This window comes from Sphingomonas faeni, assembly GCF_003053745.1.
Taxonomy (GTDB): domain Bacteria; phylum Pseudomonadota; class Alphaproteobacteria; order Sphingomonadales; family Sphingomonadaceae; genus Sphingomonas; species Sphingomonas faeni.
In genome coordinates this window covers 39465-57612 of record NZ_QAYE01000003.1, presented here as the reverse complement: position 1 = coordinate 57612, position 18148 = coordinate 39465, and the positions used below count along the sequence as shown (strand labels likewise).

Annotated in this window: 12 protein-coding genes and 1 pseudogene; 8 read left to right on the top strand and 5 right to left on the bottom strand. The window is 64.0% G+C overall.

Annotated features, from left to right (window positions below; genetic code table 11):
* Positions 1–24: 24 nt before the first annotated feature.
* From C8J25_RS06790 to C8J25_RS06775, 4 genes are read right to left on the bottom strand one after another with little or no spacing between them, the layout of a single operon-like run.
* A complete protein-coding gene (locus C8J25_RS06790) occupies positions 25–2274 on the bottom strand; it encodes a WD40/YVTN/BNR-like repeat-containing protein (RefSeq protein WP_244186849.1) in 2250 nt (749 codons plus the stop codon).
* Positions 2271–3815, bottom strand: a complete 1545-nt coding sequence (locus C8J25_RS06785; protein ID WP_107953533.1) for a tryptophan halogenase family protein — start codon at positions 3813–3815, stop codon at positions 2271–2273. Before C8J25_RS06785 ends, C8J25_RS06790 begins: the two co-directional genes overlap by 4 nt.
* Entirely contained in the window at positions 3812–5362 is a 1551-nt protein-coding gene (locus C8J25_RS06780; RefSeq protein ID WP_107953531.1) for a tryptophan halogenase family protein, read from the bottom strand. The genes C8J25_RS06785 and C8J25_RS06780 overlap by 4 nt, the downstream gene beginning before the upstream one ends.
* 55 nt (positions 5363–5417) lie before the next feature.
* Positions 5418–8522, bottom strand: coding sequence for a TonB-dependent receptor (locus C8J25_RS06775; RefSeq protein ID WP_107953529.1), 3105 nt, complete (start codon positions 8520–8522; stop codon positions 5418–5420).
* A 415-nt stretch (positions 8523–8937) separates the two neighbouring features.
* Here C8J25_RS06775 and C8J25_RS06770 point away from each other — a divergent pair, with 415 nt between their 5' ends.
* Together C8J25_RS06770 and C8J25_RS06765 are read left to right on the top strand one after the other, a co-directional pair.
* Positions 8938–10482: a GH39 family glycosyl hydrolase gene (locus C8J25_RS06770; RefSeq protein ID WP_244186848.1), complete on the top strand. Its 1545-nt coding sequence runs from the start codon at positions 8938–8940 to the stop codon at positions 10480–10482.
* Positions 10483–10948: 466 nt separating this feature from the next.
* Positions 10949–11207 (top strand): annotated as a pseudogene (locus C8J25_RS06765) (aldo/keto reductase); the annotation flags it as partial.
* A gap of 144 nt (positions 11208–11351) precedes the next feature.
* On the opposite strand, the gene C8J25_RS06760 reads toward C8J25_RS06765, so the two are convergent.
* Entirely contained in the window at positions 11352–12026 is a 675-nt protein-coding gene (locus C8J25_RS06760; protein WP_167397680.1) for an outer membrane protein, read from the bottom strand.
* 177 nt (positions 12027–12203) lie between these two features.
* On the opposite strand from C8J25_RS06760, the gene C8J25_RS06755 reads away from it, so the two are divergent.
* The 6 genes from C8J25_RS06755 to C8J25_RS06730 all read left to right on the top strand — a co-directional run bounded on the left by C8J25_RS06755 (position 12204) and on the right by C8J25_RS06730 (position 18143).
* Complete coding sequence (locus C8J25_RS06755) at positions 12204–12899, top strand: response regulator (protein WP_107953521.1); 696 nt, start codon at positions 12204–12206, stop codon at positions 12897–12899.
* The gene (locus C8J25_RS06750) at positions 12884–14029 is read left to right on the top strand and encodes a sensor histidine kinase (RefSeq protein ID WP_107953519.1); all 1146 of its coding nucleotides are present in this window, start codon (positions 12884–12886) and stop codon (positions 14027–14029) included. The genes C8J25_RS06755 and C8J25_RS06750 overlap by 16 nt, the downstream gene beginning before the upstream one ends.
* Positions 14030–14174: 145 nt before the next feature.
* Positions 14175–14603, top strand: coding sequence for a DUF2147 domain-containing protein (locus C8J25_RS06745; RefSeq protein ID WP_107953991.1), 429 nt, complete (start codon positions 14175–14177; stop codon positions 14601–14603).
* Positions 14604–14627: 24 nt separating this feature from the next.
* Complete coding sequence (locus C8J25_RS06740; protein ID WP_107953517.1) at positions 14628–15452, top strand: TauD/TfdA dioxygenase family protein; 825 nt, start codon at positions 14628–14630, stop codon at positions 15450–15452.
* Between the two features lie 268 nt (positions 15453–15720).
* Positions 15721–17214, top strand: a complete 1494-nt coding sequence (locus tag C8J25_RS06735; RefSeq protein ID WP_146173306.1) for an FAD/NAD(P)-binding protein — start codon at positions 15721–15723, stop codon at positions 17212–17214.
* The gene (locus C8J25_RS06730; protein ID WP_107953513.1) at positions 17211–18143 is read left to right on the top strand and encodes an AEC family transporter; all 933 of its coding nucleotides are present in this window, start codon (positions 17211–17213) and stop codon (positions 18141–18143) included. The genes C8J25_RS06735 and C8J25_RS06730 overlap by 4 nt, the downstream gene beginning before the upstream one ends.
* The last annotated feature ends 5 nt before the right edge of the window (positions 18144–18148 follow it).

Here is an 18148-nt window from a genome sequence, read left to right as displayed (position 1 = left end):
TGCCGGGCGTTCGCGAGTGCCGGATTATCGCACTGCCACCGGATCACCGTAGAACAGGCCGCGGCCGTCCGTGCCAATATAGACCCGCCCCTCGCGCCTGGGATCGCCGGAGATGACGCGGTAGCGGCCGCCCCAGCGATGCGCGTCGTCGTCGATCCGCGCCCAGGACCGTCCTTGATCCACCGAGCGCCAGGCCCCCCGGACACCGGCGAGCGTTCCTATCGCGAACATAGCGTTCCGGCCGAGACCGAAGAGTTCGACCCGCAGCTCACCATTCGCGAGCGTGAAGCTCGCGCCGCCGTCGACGCTCCGGAACAGTCGCTCGCCCGCCAGCAGCCACAATGTTCCCGTGCGGTCGGGGTCGGCCACGAGGCCGCTTTGCGCTTCGCGACCTTGCCTGCCGACCGGCTTGAGATCGGCCGGCAGCCCTCGTCCCGCGACAACGGAAAAACTGGCCGCAGCATCGCGCGACACCAGCACCCGCCCATGCAGGACGTCGACCGCGTAGAAAATCCTTGGGTCGCGTTTGTCGGCGACCGCACGGATCTTGCCCGGCAGCCCGGCGACGATCGACCAATGGCGACCAGCGTCGCGCGACACCTGCGGGACCGGGGTCGCCACGACCATCGTCGTGCCGTCGGCGGATACGGTGATCGGCCAATCGCCGTTCATGTCCTCGCGCCGCGGCGGGTTGCCCATCGGCGGCACGGTGATCTCGGTCCAGGTGCGGCCGCCGTCCTCCGACCGCCCCATCGACGCGTCACGCGGCCTGTCCAGGTAGAGGCTGCCGCTTCGGACGATGACGTTCGGCGCCATCCCGGCGTAGTCGATGGTGTTGGTGTTCGACATGTACGGATCGACGAACGTCGGCCGCGGCGAGCGGTCGAGATCGTCGTGTACGAAACCGGCGAGATCGCCGAACCCCGAGATCAATGGCGCGCCCCCGGTCGGCGACGCGAGCGTGATGATCGCCGTCTGTTCGATCCCGCGGGTCCAAGGCATCCAGTCGACCGCGCCCGAACGCCTGAGCGCCCGGGTCGCGTAGACCGTCGCACCGGTCGTGTAGGCGACATGATCAGGATCGAACGGATCGATCGCAAGGCCGGAAATCCAGTGGCCGAAATCGGCGCCCTTGCCCTCATGCAACAGGAACGGCGTCGCCGACACGTCGCGCCGGCTGCGCGGCCCGACATCGTCCCAGCTTCGGCCGTCGTCGCGGCTGATCCAAAGCGAATCCCGGTGTTTGTAGCGGTCGACGGTGCTGACCGCGACGGTTCCCGGCGATATCGCGGACACCGCAACGCCGAGGAATGCGCCCTCCGCCCCGGTATCGCGCCACGCGGCAGGGGTCACGTCGCGGCCGGTGCCGTCGGGATCGTAGCGCCACACCGCGCCGGTCGCGATGCCGCTCGGCCCCAGCCCGCTCGCATAGCCGACCCACAGCACGCCCCGCGGATCGATGACGCCCTTGGCCGCGAGCAGCGCCGGGCCCGTCACCGCGACCCACGTCTCGCCGGCATCGTCCGAACGATACAGATGCGTGGCGCCGGGATCGGCAACTCCGGCCCACACGCGCCGCGACGGTCGGCCTGCCCTGCCGCTGGTATCATCGACCACGACGAAGGCGACCCCGCCATGCGTCCGGTGGGAACCGGGGCGTCCCAGCCCCGCGACCGGAAAGCGCGCGACCTTTGCCCATGTCGCGCCCGCATCGTCGCTGCGCCACAAGCCGTCGTGCCGCGAGCCGAAGAACAGTCGCTGCGTCGCGTTGGGATCGATCGCGAGCCGCTCGCCGAGCCCGCGACCATCCTCATTGCCACCCATCGCGAACGGGACGGGCGTTATCCGCCAGGATCGTCCCCGGTCGGAGGATCGCAGGATTGCCGCGGGCTGGCTGGCACCCACCCCTGCCGCCATGTAGACGACATCGGGATCGCGGGGATCGGGCGCGATGCTCTCGATACCCATGTAGCTCGGCACCGCGTTACCGTCCTGCAGCGGCACCCAGCGGGCGTTCTTGTCGTCCCAGCGATACGCGCCACCCATGTCGGTCCGGAGATAGACGAGCCCCCGCTCCACCGCGCTGAAGACGATGTTGGGCGCGTACCCGCCCGCGCCGACTGTCACGTTGGTCCAGCGATACGGCATCGCGTCCGGCGCACGGGCGGACCCCGGCGTTGCGAGGGACGCCAGTAGCAACGCCGTCGTCGCGACGATGCGCAGCCGCCTTGTCGAGGCCAGCCGTCCGCCTGTGCGCCGCCGCGACGGGATCATGCCGCCTGGTGCGTTCGTGCAGCGCAGTTCTGGGCGATGAACGCCTCGTGCGTCGGCATCGCCGCAGCGGTCTTGTCGATCATGTCCCGAACATGCGCCAGGAACCGCGCGGACTCGTCGGCCGGCAGCGCGCTCGCCAGGGGGTCGAACGACACCGGCCGGATGCCTTGACCGAGCAGCACGGCGATCCAGCTGTCGGGCGTGAACAGCTCGCCCTGTTCACGGAACACCCGCGCCTTGTCCGACCACAGCGCCAGCTTGGCCTCCAGTGAGGCGGGCAGCGCCATGGTCCGGCAATGCTCCCAGAATGCGGAGTCCGACCGTTCCGTCGCGTGATAATGCAGGATGATGAAATCGCGGACCTGCTCGTATTCGCGCAGCATTACGCGGTTATATTCGTCGATCTCGACCGCGCTGAAGCCCAAGTCGGGAAACAGGCTCATGAGTCGCGTGATCCCCGACTGGATCAGGTGGATGCTGGTCGATTCGAGCGGCTCGAGAAACCCGCCCGACAGCCCGATCGCGACGCAGTTCCGATCCCACAATCGATCGCGCCGACCGGCTTCGAAACGCAGTTGCCGCGGCTCGCCCATCGCTTCGCCGTCGAGCCCCGCCAGCAGCGCCTGCTTCGCCGCGTCGTCGTCGACATGGGCGCTGGAATAGACATAGCCGTTCCCGACCCGGTGCTGGAGCGGGATGCGCCAGCGCCATCCGGCGACATCGGCAGTCGCGCGCGTGTACGGAATCAACGCGCCGCGTCGTGCGCTGGGCACGGCCCAGGCCCGATCGCATGGCAGCCACTCCCTCCAACTGGTGAAGGGAACGTCGAGCGCGCCACCAAGCAACAGCGACCGAAATCCGCTGCAGTCGATGAAAAGCTCGCCCTCGATACGGCGATCGCCGGCAAGACGCACCGCCTCGACGAAGCCGGTCCCGGCGTTGCGCTCGACGTCGACGACCCGGCCCTCGACGCGAACCACGCCGTCCGCCTCCGCAAGGTCACGCAGGAACCGCGCATAGAGTCCTGCGTCGAAATGAAATGCGTAGGACAGTGTCGACAGGACCGACTGGGGATTTGCGCTCGGCCGCGTAAACCGCCCGCGCCGCGCCGCCACCGATGACAGGCAATAATCGCCGATCGGTCCGGCACCGGCCCCGTCCGTAGCGGTGTCCAGCGCGGCCTGCCGCAACCAGAGCTGGTGGAACGATACCCCGCCAATATCGCGGCCATGCGTCCCGAACGGGTGCAGGTACGCGTCGCCGAGCCGAGCCCAGTCGCGAAACTCGATCCCCAGCTTGAACGTCGCACCGGTCGCGCGAACGAACGCGTCCTCGTCGATCCCGAGCATGCGGTTATAATCGAGCAGCGACGGAATGGTGGCCTCGCCGACACCGACTGTGCCGATCTCCTCGGATTCGACGAGCGTGACGGATACGCCGCTCGGCACCAGCCGCGACAGCGCAGCGGCGGTCATCCAGCCGGCCGTGCCACCGCCGACGATGACGACCTTCGTGATACGGCCGGCCCCGTCGCTGGTCATGCCGCGGCCCGCGCACCAAAGCTGTGAGTCTGGGCGTACGCGACGAGGTCCCGGTTCGACGGGAGGTTGGCGATCGCGTAGCGCGCCTGACGCTCCACCTCGGCGAACGCCCGCCGCGCATCCTCATGATAGCGCAGGGCACCGGCTTTCGCGCTCAGGTCCGTCTTCCACCCCATGCCGTACAGCACATACTGCCAGCTCGCCTCGGTGAAGATGTCGACCTGGCCATCGATGTCGAGCTCGTTGGGCGGCCGGAAGCGCCACCGGTCGAGCAGTTCGAGCAGGCTGTCGGGCACCGACGCATCGGCCACGTTGTCGCGCCAGAACGCCGTGTCGCGCCGTTCCGAGATGCAATAATGCAGCTTGATGAAATCCAGCGCTCGCTCGTAGCGGCGGAGCATGTTGGCGTTGAACTGCCGCGCGGACGTTTCGTAGTCGCCGCCCCACGGGAACAGGTTTGCGATCATCCCGGCGGATACTTCGGCAAACGCGATGCCCGTGGCCTCAAGTGGTTCGAAGAAACCACTCGACAGCCCGACCGCGACGCAGTTCTTGTACCAGTTGACCTCGCGATAGCCGGCATCGAACTTGAAGTGGCGAACGTCGGCCTTCTCGCCCGCCGCGCCGAGATAGCCCCGCAGGACGCGCTCCGCCGTCTCGTCGTCGCCATGATCGGACGAGTAGACATGACCGATGCCCCGCCGGCGATCGAGCCCGATATCCCAGATCCATCCGTTCTTCTGAGCGGTCGAGATCGTGTAGGAGGCAATCGGATCGTCGGGCCGCGCATAGGGTAGCTGCGCCGCGATCGCGCGGTTGCAGAACAGGACGTCCCGGCACGAGCGATACGGAACCTTCATCGCCTTGCCGATCAATTCGGCGCGAAAGCCGGTGCAGTCGATATACAGATCCGCGTCCAGAACGCCGTTCTGCTCGGTGCGCACGCCGCCGATCGCGCCTTCGGCATCAAGTAGCACCTCGCTCACGGTGTCGGTCAGGTGCCGTACGCCGTTCTTTACCCCCTGCTCGCGCAACAGCCCGGCCAGCGCGACGGCGTCGAAGTGGAACGCGTAGTTGAGCGGCCCGACATAATCGGGATTGGTCGGCAATTTGGGTGCGCGATGCCGGTCGGAGGCTTTTTTCTGCGGATTGGAGACCTCGTCCCAGTTCTCCGTGCCGCCAAGCCCCAGCAGCCAATACGGCAGCAGGTCGAGGCCATCGCTCGAATCCGCGACCTGGAAGGGATGCGAGTAATGATCGGTTGCCCCCTGCCCCGGCGCGTGGCGCCAATGCACGAACTTGGCACCCTGCTTGAACGTCGCACCGCAGCGACGGATCAGGTCCGCCTCGTCGATCCCGATCGTCGCCAGCGTTCGCCGGATCGTTGGGAACGTCCCCTCACCGACGCCAAGGATCCCAATGTCTTGCGACTCGACAAGCGTGATCGCGACGCCGCCCGGCAGGTCCGCGCCGAGCCGCTTAGCGAGATAGCCCGCGGTCAGCCATCCGGCGGTCCCGCCGCCCACGATCAATATCCGCTTGCCCATTGCAGCCTCGCTACGCCCGCTCGCCGACACGGTGTCGGCGAGCGGGCCATCATCGTCAGAAGGCGAGGTTGATACCAGTGCTGATCCGACGATCGGCCTGGAACCAGCTACGCCCGACCAGCTTGCCGCCGGGATAACCGCCCATCAGCGTACGCTGCGTCGACGCGGTCAGGTTGGTACCCTGCACGCCGAACGACAGATAGTCGGTCACCTTGAAGCGGACGCCGGCATCGATCGACCCGTAATTGCCGCCATAGATCGGCAGCGCGATCTGGGTCGAGGCATCGAGGCCGCCATCCTGATTGCTGACGACGCCCGGCGCGCTGTAATAGGTGTACGTACCGTTCGTGCCGTTGCTGTTCGTCGACAGCAGATATTGCGAGCGCCACGAGTACGCGATCCGCAGCGAGATCGGGTTACGCTCGTACAACAACGTCGCGTTCAGGTTGTGCTTCGACAGGCCCACGAGCGGCGCATCGTTCCTGCTGGCACCGGTGATATCGCGGTAGGCATCGCCCGGATTGCTGCTCTTGATGAACGTGTAGTTGCCCTCGAACCCGATCCCGGCAAGTGCACCCGGCAGCATGTCGAGGAAGAAGCGCCCCCCGACTTCGACGCCTTTGACCGTCGCCGCCTTAGTTGCGTTGCTATAGTCGGTCGCGGACGCGGAGACGTTCTCTGTGGTCCCATCGGTGAACTGAACAGTCACCTGCCGAGTTGTTAGCGCGTAGATCGGCAGGTTCGTCAACCGCTTGTAGAACGGCGCGATGTGGAACGACGTCCCCGCACGCCCGTAATATTCGAGCGATACGTCGAAGTTGTTCGACAACGTCGGCTTCAGCAACGGATTGCCGGTGTCGGCGGTGAAGTTGTTGAACGTCCCGATCCCGCCCGGAGTCTGGCTAGGCGTCGTCGCCACGCCGATCGACCCCGAGGCGCGCAGCGCGTTGAAGGTCGGCAGATCCATCGTGATGTTGTACCCGCCGCGCACCTTGATCCGGTCGGTCGGCGAATATTCGACATTGACCGACGGCAGGACGCGCGTGAAGTCCGCCTTGCCGCCGCGTGCCAGGAAGGTATTCGCAAGCGAAACCTGAGCGCCATTGCGGAAGAATACGGTCCCGCCATTCTGCTGGATGAACCCGCTGCCCTCGTTCTCGATGTGCACGACCCGCACACCGATATTGCCCGAGACGCCGCGCGCATCGCCCTGGGGCCCGAACCGCACCAGCGCATAGCCCGCGATGTTCTTCGTACGGTTCTCGACCTGGTCGCCCGGGAGGACGAAACCGACTGGCCGGATCGCCAGCGTGCCGTCCGGATTGAACTGACCACCATAGCCCGTCTGGGGCAGTGGGCCCGAAGCCGAACAGTCGAACTCGCGGCCGGTGCAGAAGCCCGCCGGCGGTGCGGTCACCAACCCGGTACGATTGACGTTGAACCGGTCCGCCAGACTTTCCGACGCGAACATCAAGTTGCCAGGCAGCGTTGTGTCGCCGCGGAAGAAGTCCTTGAATGCGTGGCTGGCGACGTCGCCCGGTGCGGCATTCGCGTAGGTCAGCTGCGGATCGCCGTTCCAGCCGCGGCCGAGCGCCGTCCAGTTATAGCCGTTCGCCAGATCGCGCTCGGTCCGCTTGGCGTAGCGCCCGCCGACCTTGACCGATCGGAAGAAGCTGTTGTCGAACGTGTATTCGGCATCGAGTTGGCCGGCATCGAGGCGGCCCTTGTTGCGCTCGTTGTGCGGCATGGACGCCGTCCAGAAATAATTCGCCGGATTGGCGAACGATGCCTGGGTTGCCTGGCTGACGCTGATCTCCGGCAGGTCGCCCGTCAGGTCCATGCCGAAGCTCTGGCCGAAGCCGATGTCACGGAAGATGTCGACGCGATCATAGATCTGGCGTGAATCGACACGCTGCAGCGAGCCCTTGAGCGACAGATGGCTGTCCTGCGGCGCCCACGCGAACGACAGCGAGTAATCGCGCGTGCGCGTATTGCTCTCTACGAAACCCTTGTTGCCGCTGCTGTTGACCGAGCCGCCGGTGGGCAGGAACGTCCCCGTATCGCGATTGAACAGCGCGTTCGTCTTCGTCAGCAGACCATTGCTGTCGAACGTGCTGCTCGCCGGATCGACCGCCAAGGTCTGCGAATCCAGCTGCGTGCCGTAATCGCTCGACTGGCTCTTGTAGCGCGACTGGAAAAAGCTGCCGGTGAAGGTCAGCGAATCGGCCGGCTGCCACTGTGCCGCGCCATAGATGCCGTAGCGCTTGTACTGGAACGCCTCGTCGCCATACGCAAAGCCGCTGGGAACATAGCGCTCGTTGCCATCGCTGAGCTTCGTCTTGAAATACGGGCTGACGCGGATGAACTGCGACAGCGAGCTGAACTGGCTGAACGCGACGTCGCCGAGCAGGCCGATCCGGCCGATCGGCGTATCGAACGAGTCGGTGACCAGCACAGAGCCCGAAGGATCGGCCTTGTTCGCCATGTCACCGAGCGCGAGTTCGCCGGTGCCCGCGACGTGGAACTTGCCGTTGAAGTCGAACGGCAGCTTGGTGCGGAGATCGATCTGGCCGCCGGTGCCGCCCTCGATTAGGTCCGCCGTCGAGGCCTTGTAGACGTCGACCGCCGACATCAGCTCCGGTGTCACGTCGCTCCACAGGATCGCACGCCCATTGTTCGCGCTGAAGATCTCGCGGCCGTTGAGGCGCGACGCCACGCCGGTCAGGCCGCGGACCTGCACGCCCGAACCCTGGACGGAATAGTGATCGGGATCGCCGAGTGCCGCAAAGCGCACGATCGACACGCCCGAGACACGCTGAAGAACCTCGGTGATCGAGTTGTCGGGAAGCTTGCCGGCATCGTCGGCCACGATCGAGTCGACGATCGTCTCGCTGCGACGCTTGCGCTCGTCCGCCGCCTCCAGTGCGGCGCGGCGACCGGTGACGACGATGTCGCCATCGCCCTGGTCAGCGGCCGGATCGCCGGGACCCTGCCCCGGTGCTGCTGCCTGCGTCGTGTTTGGCGATATGGCCTGCGTCTCGGCCTGTGCCCAGGCATTGCCGCTAACGCCGGCAGCGAGCAGCGCCGCCAAGGATACACCGGCGCGCATTGCGGCTGCGGCATGCCAACGTCGATCGGAATCGGTAGTGAAAACGCTCATAAATCCCCCCCATTATGCAACACCCTTTGGGACGCCACATCCTCTAGCTGCATCTTCTCGTCACGATGCTTCTACGCCGCCGTTAGCCCTAACATTATTATAGGACAATTGAATAATGTCATTTTTTATGCAGCCTGCCTCGCCGTCGTGGTGAGGTCCCTTGGACTGCCGCCAAACGCGCGGCTTCGTCACAATTACCCCTCATCTCGCTGCCATCACTCCAAATTTCGCCTGTCGCGCCACGAGCCGTGGCCTGGATATTGCCGGCCCTGCTTCGCCGCTCCGGCACTCAAAAAAAACGGCAGGCTCTTGTTCCGGCACCATGAAATTGCCTTGGTAAGGCTATTATCGTACGTCGACGGGCTCAGCGGGGTAGCACAGAATGCATTTTCGGTACGCAGCACAGGTATCCGCATTGGCAACCGGGATCGTTCTAGGCGTCTCAGTTCCAAGTGACGCGATCGCGCAAAAGACTGCGCCCCGCGTCATTACGGTGAATGTTCAAGGTAAAACCCAACCGCGAAATCGAATGGCGGAAATGTCCGTCGGCGCAGATTATCCGGGCACGCTCATCCGTCCTGATAGTCTGAAGCAACTGCGAACTGTCCAGAAGGAACTTCGCTTTCGACACATTCGCTTCCACAATATCTTTGCCGATCAACTGCATGTGTATCGGGAAGTTGCCGGCAAACCCGTCTATGACTGGCGTCGCACTGATTATCTGTATGATAATTTGTTGAAGATGGACTTGAAGCCGTTTGTGGAACTCGGCTTCACGCCCGACGGCATGAAACAATCCGACCAAACGCTCTTTTACTGGAAGGGTAATACGTCCCACCCAGAGCCCGCAAAATGGACGGCTTTGATCGATGCGTTCGTTCGGCATGCGGTGTCGCGCTATGGGGCGAAGGAAGTACGCAGTTGGTATTTCGAATTCTGGAACGAGCCGAACCTCAACGATTTCTGGGAGAAAGCGGACCAGCAGGCGTATTTCGATTATTATGCCCGGACGGCGCGTACGATCAAGGCGATCGACTCACAGTTGCGCATCGGTGGACCATCGACCGCCGGCGCGGCATGGATTCCCGAATTTCTCGCATACGCAAAGACGACCAGCGTTCCTGTAGACTTCATAACTACGCACACCTACGGCGTCGAAGGCGGCTTTCTGGACGAAAAGGGCGGGGACGACAACAAACTCTCGCGTGATCCGGATGCTATTGTTCGCGACGTGCGTAAGGTTCGCAAGGAAATGGAAGCCGCCGGGCGATCCAGCCTTCCGCTTTTTTTCACCGAATGGAGTACCAGCTACAGCCCGCGCGATCCCATTCACGATGATTATCTAAGCGCTGCGTACATCTTGTCGAAGCTGCGTCGGACCGAAGGGCTGGCACAGGGCATGAGTTACTGGACGTACAGCGACTTGTTCGAAGAGCCAGGCCCACAAGCCCGACCGTTCGAGGGCGGCTTCGGATTGATGACGCCGCAAGGCGTGCGCAAGGCATCGTGGTTCGCGTACAAGTATCTGGCGGATCTCGGCGACCGCGAATTGCCCACCGGTGACGATCAGACCATCGTAGCATTGAAGGATGGAACATTGCAGGTACTGGCCTGGCGAGAGGTGTTGCCAAATCAGCCCGTCAGCAATCGCCCGTTCTTTACCAAGCTGCGCAAGCCTGCACTGACCACGCCGCTCACGCTCGACCTGACAGGATTGAAGCCGGGATCATACCAGCTACGGACGCGGCGCATCGGTTTCCAGCAGAACGACGCGTATTCGACCTACCTGGAAATGGGCCGCCCCGCCAAGTTGACTGATGCGCAACTGCAAAAACTGCAAAGCGTCACGACCGACGCTCCGCTCATCAGCACCATTCATGTCCGCGCGGGACAGCCTTATCGACTGATGCTACCAATGCGCGAGCACGACGTCGCGATGGTGGAACTGCGCCACAAGTAACTGCAAGTACGGCAAGAACGACTTAGGTTGCTGATGCCCTTCCCCACCATATTAACAAACGGCTGCTTTATCCTGAGCGTCGTCCGTAAGCGGCCGGGCCGCTTTCCTCACAGTGGTCAGATGTGCGAAAAACCCGGTCGTAAACATGAATGTGCGTCAAACAGGTGAGTTCGGACGGCAGCCCCTCGATCATCGCAATACACCGTCGACAACACTGATTGGCGACCATCGTGTGTATTGCGACGGGGTTGTAATGGACAGTGGGCAGTCAAAAGCGGCCAGACCGCTTCCGCCGACACCCTCATCGATTATCGGCATAGGCCTGCGCCAACCAAAATGATCACACCTGTATTCATGAGTAAATACGATAAGCTCATGTCGTGATCGGCGTCTAATGCTCGTGACGCTGTAAGCCCATCTGGAACCGGAAGGTCGAGCTTTGATAGCCGGCGTGAAGGAGACAATCATGAAGACTCGGGAACTGGGTAAGAGCGGACTAAGAGGTTTCATCCCTTGGCTTCGGCTGCATGCGTCTCAACTTCGGCCACGGCCATGCACTCGACAATCGCGATGCGATCGCGCTGATCCGGCAGACCGTGGAGCGCGGCGAGCGGTTCTTCGATACCGCTGAGATCTACGGCTTTCGCACCAATGAGGAGATCGTCGGTGAAGCGCTAACACCGTTCCGCGGCGACGTGGTGATCGCCACCATATTCGGGTTCGATAGGTGAGCTACCCGGCAAGCTTGCGCCATCTGAGCATCGCAAATGACGATCGGAATCTGGATCGGCATGCGCTGCCTCCTTAAGAGAATTGGGGAACAAGGTCGCCCCGGATCGCGCTCGTCTGCGAGCGGGGCGAAGCCTTTCTCAGAAGATGTGGCGGACGCCGATCGTGCCGGACAGCGTGCGCGGCTTGGGTTCGTAGCGCGTGGCGGCACCCGCATCCTGGCCGTCGAATGCGAGCTTGCTGGTCTGCGAATACCGACCGCCGACCTCGATCGTGGTCTTCGGCGCGACGTTGATGCCGATGCCCGCGTCGCCGTGCCACGTCATGCCCCAGTCCTTGCCGGCATAGCTGCTGCTCAGTCCGTTCGCACCGGTGCGGGAGAGGTTCGCGTCGACCCGCGACGCGCCGATGCCGCCACCGAGATACGGCACGAACACGGCATGGAGCGGGATATCGACATAGCCCGACACGCTGACGTTGTACGACCGCGTGCGACCCGACGCCGGCAGATTGTCCGTGCCCAGGTCCTTCAGGTTGAGGCTGTTGCCGTTATAGCCGATCGTCTGCTCGACGCGGAACATCCCGAAGTCGTAGCCGCCGCCGATCTCGCCGGTCAGCCCGGTCTTGTACTTGGTCTTGTCGTCGAATTGCGACGGCAGCGAGTCGACGTCGAACTTCTGCTCGGAATTGACCGAGGCACCGGCGCGCGCCACCGCATAGATGCCGCGCGCGGGTTCGTCCTGCGCCTGCGCGACGGACGAAAGCGACGCGGCCGCACCAAGAGCGATCAGGCTGGCGAAAACGAAACGAGTCATGGGATAAGGCCTTTCGAGTGGTTCCCGCCTTGGGCTGGCGGGGTCGAACAGGCTGATGCCGGACGGCGATGAAGACGCGTCGTGGGTATGATGGACGAACGATGGAGCGCCGCCTCCATCGTTCGTCCACACTTCGCGGCAAAAGCCCTGACAATCGAATGAGCCGAGGAACATCAAGTGACCGACCGTATCCTGATCGTCGAGGACGAGCGCGAGATCGCCGAACTGCTCGCGGCCTATGTCGAGCGCGCCGGCTTCGAGGTGGTGAAGGCGGGTACCGTACAGGACGCGATCCGCGCGCATGCCCAGTCGAACCCGGTGCTGATGCTGCTCGACATCGGCCTGCCTGGTGGCGACGGGCTCGACGTACTGACGACGATCCGCCGCCGCGCCGACACGCCGGTCATCATGATTACCGCGCACGACGACGAAGTGACCAAGCTGTCGTCGCTCCGGATCGGCGCGGACGATTACGTCGTGAAGCCGTTCAACCCGTCGGAGGTCGTCGAGCGCATCCGTGCAGTACTGCGTCGGGCTCAGGGCGCGACCAACCGGCGGACGCTGTCGGTCGGCACGTTGTTGATCGAACTTGACGCGCGCGTCGTCAGTTGCCGCAACGCCGAGGGCGACGAGCCCGCCCGCATCCCGCTGACCCCGAGCGAGTTCGAGATTCTCGCGTACATGGCACGCCAGCCGCGCCGTGCCTTTTCACGTGCCGAACTGCTCGAGGCGGCGTCGCCCGACAGCGACGCCTATGACCGGGTGGTCGACAGCCACCTGTCGAAACTGCGCCAGAAGCTGGCGGCGGCGGGCTGCATCGACATGATCGAACCGGTGCGCGGGATGGGATATCGCCTGTGGCCCGCCTCCTGAACCGCATCGTCACGCGGATGGTCGTGCTCGCCGCAGCGACGACGATCATCACGATGCTGCTCGGCATGGTCGCCTATATCGCCGCCGTCCATTACCGGCTGAGCGTCACCACGCACCACATGCCGCCCAAGGCACGCGAGCAGCTGGAACTGCTGGTGCGGACGCATCAGGAGGGCAGCGATCGCTATTTCGACCTGTTCGATCGCTATGGCGCGAAGGCCCCCGCGCTCACCGATCTAGGGTTCGTCGCGACGATCGCGCTGGTCTCGATCCTGGTCGGTGGCGGGGTGGCGATGGTCTTCGCGCGCCGGATCAGCCGGCCGATCACCGCCGTCGCGAACGCCGCCGCGCGCGTCTCCGCCGGAGACCGATCGGTGCGGGTGGAGCGCGGCAGCACCTCGGGCGAAACCGGCGAGCTGATCGAGAGCTTCAACCGGATGGCGGCAGACATCGACGCATACGAACGCGAACGCACCGTCCTGACCGCGGGCATCGCGCACGAACTGCGCACCCCGCTGACGATCTTGAAAGGGCGACTGCACGGGCTGGCCGACGGCGTGATCGATCCCGCGACCGGCGAGGCCGACCGACTGCTCCGCCAGGTCGAGCACCTCTCGCATCTGGTGGAGGACCTGCGAACGCTCGCGCATGCCGATGCGGGCGAACTCGATCTCGACCGGCGCCCGGTCGATCTGGCGGTGTTGCTCGGTCTGGCGGTCGGCGATCTCCGAGGATCGGCGAGCGAGCGCAGCGTCACGATCGTCGAGTCGTACGAGACGGCAATGGCGCACGGCGATCCGGTCCGATTGATGCAGGTAATGACCAACATCCTCACCAACGCGATCAAGCACGCCCCCGATCGCAGCCGGATCGACGTCGCCGTCTTCAGCGCGTCCGGCCACGCGATCGTCAGCGTGACCGATGAGGGCGACGGTTTTGCGATCGACGACGAGGCGCGCATGTTCATGCCGTTCTGGCGCGCCGGCAGCGACAGGCTGGCCGGTCGCCCCGGCAGCGGCGTCGGCCTGACGCTCGCCGCGAAGATCACCGAGGCGCATGGCGGGCGTATCATGGCGAAGAACCGCGTCGACCGATCCGGTGCGTGCTTCTCGGTATGGCTACCCCTCTGACCTGACACGTTCGCCGTTTCAACACCGTCGCTCCATCGCGCCTCCATCACCCACTGCTTTGTACGGACCGCCGGGATCGTCCCGGTCGACAAACGGCGTGCCTCGCTTTGGCTAGTCTGGGCGGCGGCGCTTGGGAGATAGAATGATGGCGATATTCCGTAAGCTTGGCGCAGGCACGCTCGCGGGGCTCCTGATCGGCTCGGCATCGGGCGCGATCGCCGCGACGCCGGTGATCGGCACCTGGCTCACCGACGGGGGCAAGGCGCTGGTCCGGATCGAGCCGTGCGGCCCGGCGGTCTGCGGCAGGATCGTCAAGATCCTCAAGCACGAACCCGGCAAGCCGACCACCGACATCGCCAACCCCGACCCGTCCAAATGCCGCAACCCGATCGAAGGCAGCTTCATCCTGACCGGGTTCACCGACGCGGGATCGGTCTGGAAGGGCAAGATCTACAATCCCGACAGCGGCAAGACCTACACGGCGAAGCTCGCCCGCAACCCCGACGGCACGCTGAAGGTCGAGGGATGCGTCGCATTCCTGTGCCGTGGACCGACGTGGCAACCAGCGCGCTGACCCCCCGCATCGCAGGAGCATGACATGACGACGCTACGCACCGAGATCGTGAAGGACGCCATCGCCAGCCGCGTCCTCAACGACAAGACCAGCTTACTTGCGGGTCATCTCGCCAAGGATATCCGCGCGCTGCTTGAGGCTCGCGGCGTGCTGATTTTCCCCGAGATCCACTTCACCGAAGCCGAACAAATCGCCTTCACCCGGACGCTTGGCATGCCAGCGTCGGAAGGCGGCGATGGCAAGACCACCACAAAGATTTCGCTCGATGCGAAGCAGAACCCGGCGACGGCAGAGTTCCTGAAGGGTTCGCTCTACTGGCATATCGACGGCACCAACAGCGACGTGCCGATCCTCGCTTCGCTCCTGTCCTGCGTCGTGCCGGCACCGAGCGGGGGCAACACCGGTTTCTGCAACACCTATGCGGCCTACGACGCCCTGCCCGCCGCTAAACAAGCGGAATACGATCCCCTGCGCGTCGTCCATGCACCTTGGGCATCGCTGTTCTACTACCGCCCTGAACCCAGCCTCGACATGCTGACGGCGATGCAGGCGCTCGGCGAGAAGGAGTTGCCCCTGGTGTGGACGCACGCCTCGGGACGCAGATCGCTGATCCTCGGCTGCACCGCCCGCAACGTGGTCGGACTGGACCCGAAAGACAGCAGCGCGCTGCTGGTTGGCTTGCGCGAATGGGCGACGCGCGACGAGTTCAGCTACAGCCATGCCTGGAAAACTGGTGACCTCGTCATGTGGGACAACACCGGAACGATGCACCGTGCCGAACCTTATGACCCCGCATGCGGCCGCCTGATGCTTCGGACGAAGATCGAGGGTGACGAACCGTTTGCGTGATACCGGGTTTGGACTCCGGTAAAGTAACGTTGTCCAGAAGCGGCCACTCTTCTGATCACGCACCTTTCGCACAATCGTTCAGCTGTACTGTACGTCGCTAAGAAAAGTGGCTGACATACTAATAGCTGCACTGCGAACGATCGCGCTCTGGCGTGACGTGCTACGGTTGACGATCTGAACGAGAAAAAATTGTGACAAAATTTTCACGTTCGCCGTGGCACGAAACAGCGCCCACGCGTTGTCGCCGTTCCTCAGTGAACGGGATATCATGCCGAAAACATTGACAATTATCGGCATGGGCGCCTGCGGGGTCGCTGCGTTCGCCGAAGCGGTAACGCGGCTATGTTATGATCCAGGCGAAGGGTGGAGCATCCATCTAATCGAGCGCGACGATGAACTCGCGCGCGGGTTGGCGTTCGGCACGGAACAGCCGGGCCATCTCCTGAACACGGAATCCCGTCTTATGGGACTGTACGACCGCGAGCCGGGTCATTTCCGAACCTGGCTGGAGACTCGGCGCGCGGCATCGAGCGCGCTGCTCGATCCCGATGGCGTGGAATACCCGCAACGCCGCGAATACCGCGTCTATATGCAAGAGGTTCTCGACCGTGCGCTCGATCAGGCGCGGACCGCCGGTATCGATGTCCAAGTCCACCGCGAGGAAGCTATCGCCATCGAGGGCGATCATGCCGCGGCGACGGTTCGGCTCGCCAACGGGTCGACGATCGCGACGGACGTCGTCCTTCTGACGATCGGCACGCCTGATCCGGATCGGTTCGGCAATTTGAACGATACGCCTGGCTACTTCGACTCGCCCTATCCCGCCCACCGCATGACCGAGGGGATCGAGCGGGATCAGTCCGTCGTTATTCTCGGCAGTGGCCTGAGTGCCATCGACGCAGTGATGACACTGCTCGACGATGGACATCGCGGTCACATCCACCTGATATCGAAGGAGGGGATGTTGCCGCGCGTCGAAATTCCGGCGCCCGAGACAGGTTATGACCGTCAGCACCTTACGCTTGGAAACGTCCATCGGCTGATCCGCGAGCGGGGCAGCGCCTTCTCGGTGGTAGACCTGTTCCGCCTCTTTCGTCTTGAAGCCGAGACTGCTGCCGGACGCGCGGTCGACTGGCAGGCAGAGGACCGCTACGACGGTGACGCCAAGGCTGCCTTGCTGCACGACATTGCCGTAGCGGAAGCCGGAGACGAACCGTTCCAGCGCATCCTCACCGCCGCGCGCCATGACTCGACGGCAATATGGAACCTGTTGCGCCCCGCCGACCAGAAACGGTTCGGGCAATGGCTGGCGCCGCATTTCGCTGCGGCGCGCTTCGTCACGCCGATGGCGAACGCACGGCGCTTGGCGGATGCCATGACGCGCGGACTGCTCAGCGTGCGCGGACGGATCGATGAAACCGTTCCCAGCGGGACCGGTACGAGCTTCACGGTCCGGTTCGAGAATGGCGACACGCTCGACACGCCAATCGTCGTCAACGCCACGGGCCAGGCCACCGCGTTGGACGAGATGAAGGAGACGCTGATCAAGGACCTGCTCGCGAAGGAATGGCTGCAACCGCATCCGGTCGGCGGTGCCATCGCGCATCGGGCGACGTGTCGGATCATATCCGCCACGCGCGACGCACCTCGGTTGTACGCGCTCGGCCAATTGCTGAATGGCGAGTTGCGTGACACCAACGCGGTCTGGTTCAACGTCGAATGCGCCGGTCGTGCGGTCGACGATATCCTGCGCCAACAATGACCGCGCTCGGTAACATCGCAGCGGCGCTGCTGCCGCTCTACGGCGTGATCCTGCTGGCATGGGCTTTCGGCGCGCGCGTCCCCTGGGCGGCGAAGCTGTGTTCGGAGGTCCTCGTCTTCGGCCTCATCCCGTTGCTGGTCATCGACAAGGTGCTCGGTGCGGAAACACGACAGCTGTTGGTGATACCGCTGCTGATGTTCGTGGTCTCAGCCCTGATGAGCATCCCCGCATACCGGTTGGCCAAGCGGCTCGGCGACGACTTCGACCCCAAACTGCTGTCGGCGTCCTTCTCGTTCTTCAACGTCGCGTTCTTCGGCGTGCCCGTCAGCCAGGCGTTGTTCGGCGAGGTGGGCGTATCGACAGTGATCTGCGCGTATATCGGCAGCGCCCTGTACGGCAACACGATCGGGTACTTCCTCATTGCCCGTACCAAGGAGGGTACGCGAACGGCCGCGACCAAGGCGTTGCGGGTGCCGCTCGTCTATGTCGTCATCGGCTCCTTCATCGCGAGATGGAGCGGCGTGACGATGCCTGAAGCGGCAGCGCCTATCGTCTCGATCGCCAGCACTTTGGTGTCCGTGCTCGGGATGGCGGTTATCGGCCTCAACCTCGCTGAAACCGGCCGTGACGATTGGCGGCCTAAGCTGATGACGCGCATCCTCGCGGTCAGGCAGGTTGCCGGCCTGATACTGCTCGGCGCAGCGCTCGCACTCGAAGCGGCATTCGTCGGCGTACTAAGTCCACGCGACCACGTGATTGTCGGACTTGCCGCCCTGTTCCCGATCGCCAGCAACGTGACCCTGTTCGCGACCCTCCTCGATACGAACCGTAAAGCGGCAGCGATCCTTGTGGCGCTGTCGAGCGTTGTGTCCCTCGTCCTCGTTCTGCTGGTCGTGGGCATGTTTCACTCGGCCTTGCCGACGAATTAAATCAT

What these genes read in the sequence shown, in the direction of transcription:
- C8J25_RS06760 (WP_167397680.1), bottom strand. Translation starts at nt 12,026, where the DNA reads ATGACTCGTTTCGTTTTCGCCAGCCTGATCGCTCTTGGTGCGGCCGCG.
- C8J25_RS06785 (WP_107953533.1), bottom strand. Translation starts at nt 3,815, where the DNA reads ATGACCAGCGACGGGGCCGGCCGTATCACGAAGGTCGTCATCGTCGGC.
- C8J25_RS06775 (WP_107953529.1), bottom strand. Translation starts at nt 8,522, where the DNA reads ATGAGCGTTTTCACTACCGATTCCGATCGACGTTGGCATGCCGCAGCC.
- C8J25_RS06745 (WP_107953991.1), top strand. Translation starts at nt 14,175, where the DNA reads ATGGCGATATTCCGTAAGCTTGGCGCAGGCACGCTCGCGGGGCTCCTG.
- C8J25_RS06790 (WP_244186849.1), bottom strand. Translation starts at nt 2,274, where the DNA reads ATGATCCCGTCGCGGCGGCGCACAGGCGGACGGCTGGCCTCGACAAGG.
- C8J25_RS06740 (WP_107953517.1), top strand. Translation starts at nt 14,628, where the DNA reads ATGACGACGCTACGCACCGAGATCGTGAAGGACGCCATCGCCAGCCGC.
- C8J25_RS06730 (WP_107953513.1), top strand. Translation starts at nt 17,211, where the DNA reads ATGACCGCGCTCGGTAACATCGCAGCGGCGCTGCTGCCGCTCTACGGC.
- C8J25_RS06735 (WP_146173306.1), top strand. Translation starts at nt 15,721, where the DNA reads ATGCCGAAAACATTGACAATTATCGGCATGGGCGCCTGCGGGGTCGCT.
- C8J25_RS06780 (WP_107953531.1), bottom strand. Translation starts at nt 5,362, where the DNA reads ATGGGCAAGCGGATATTGATCGTGGGCGGCGGGACCGCCGGATGGCTG.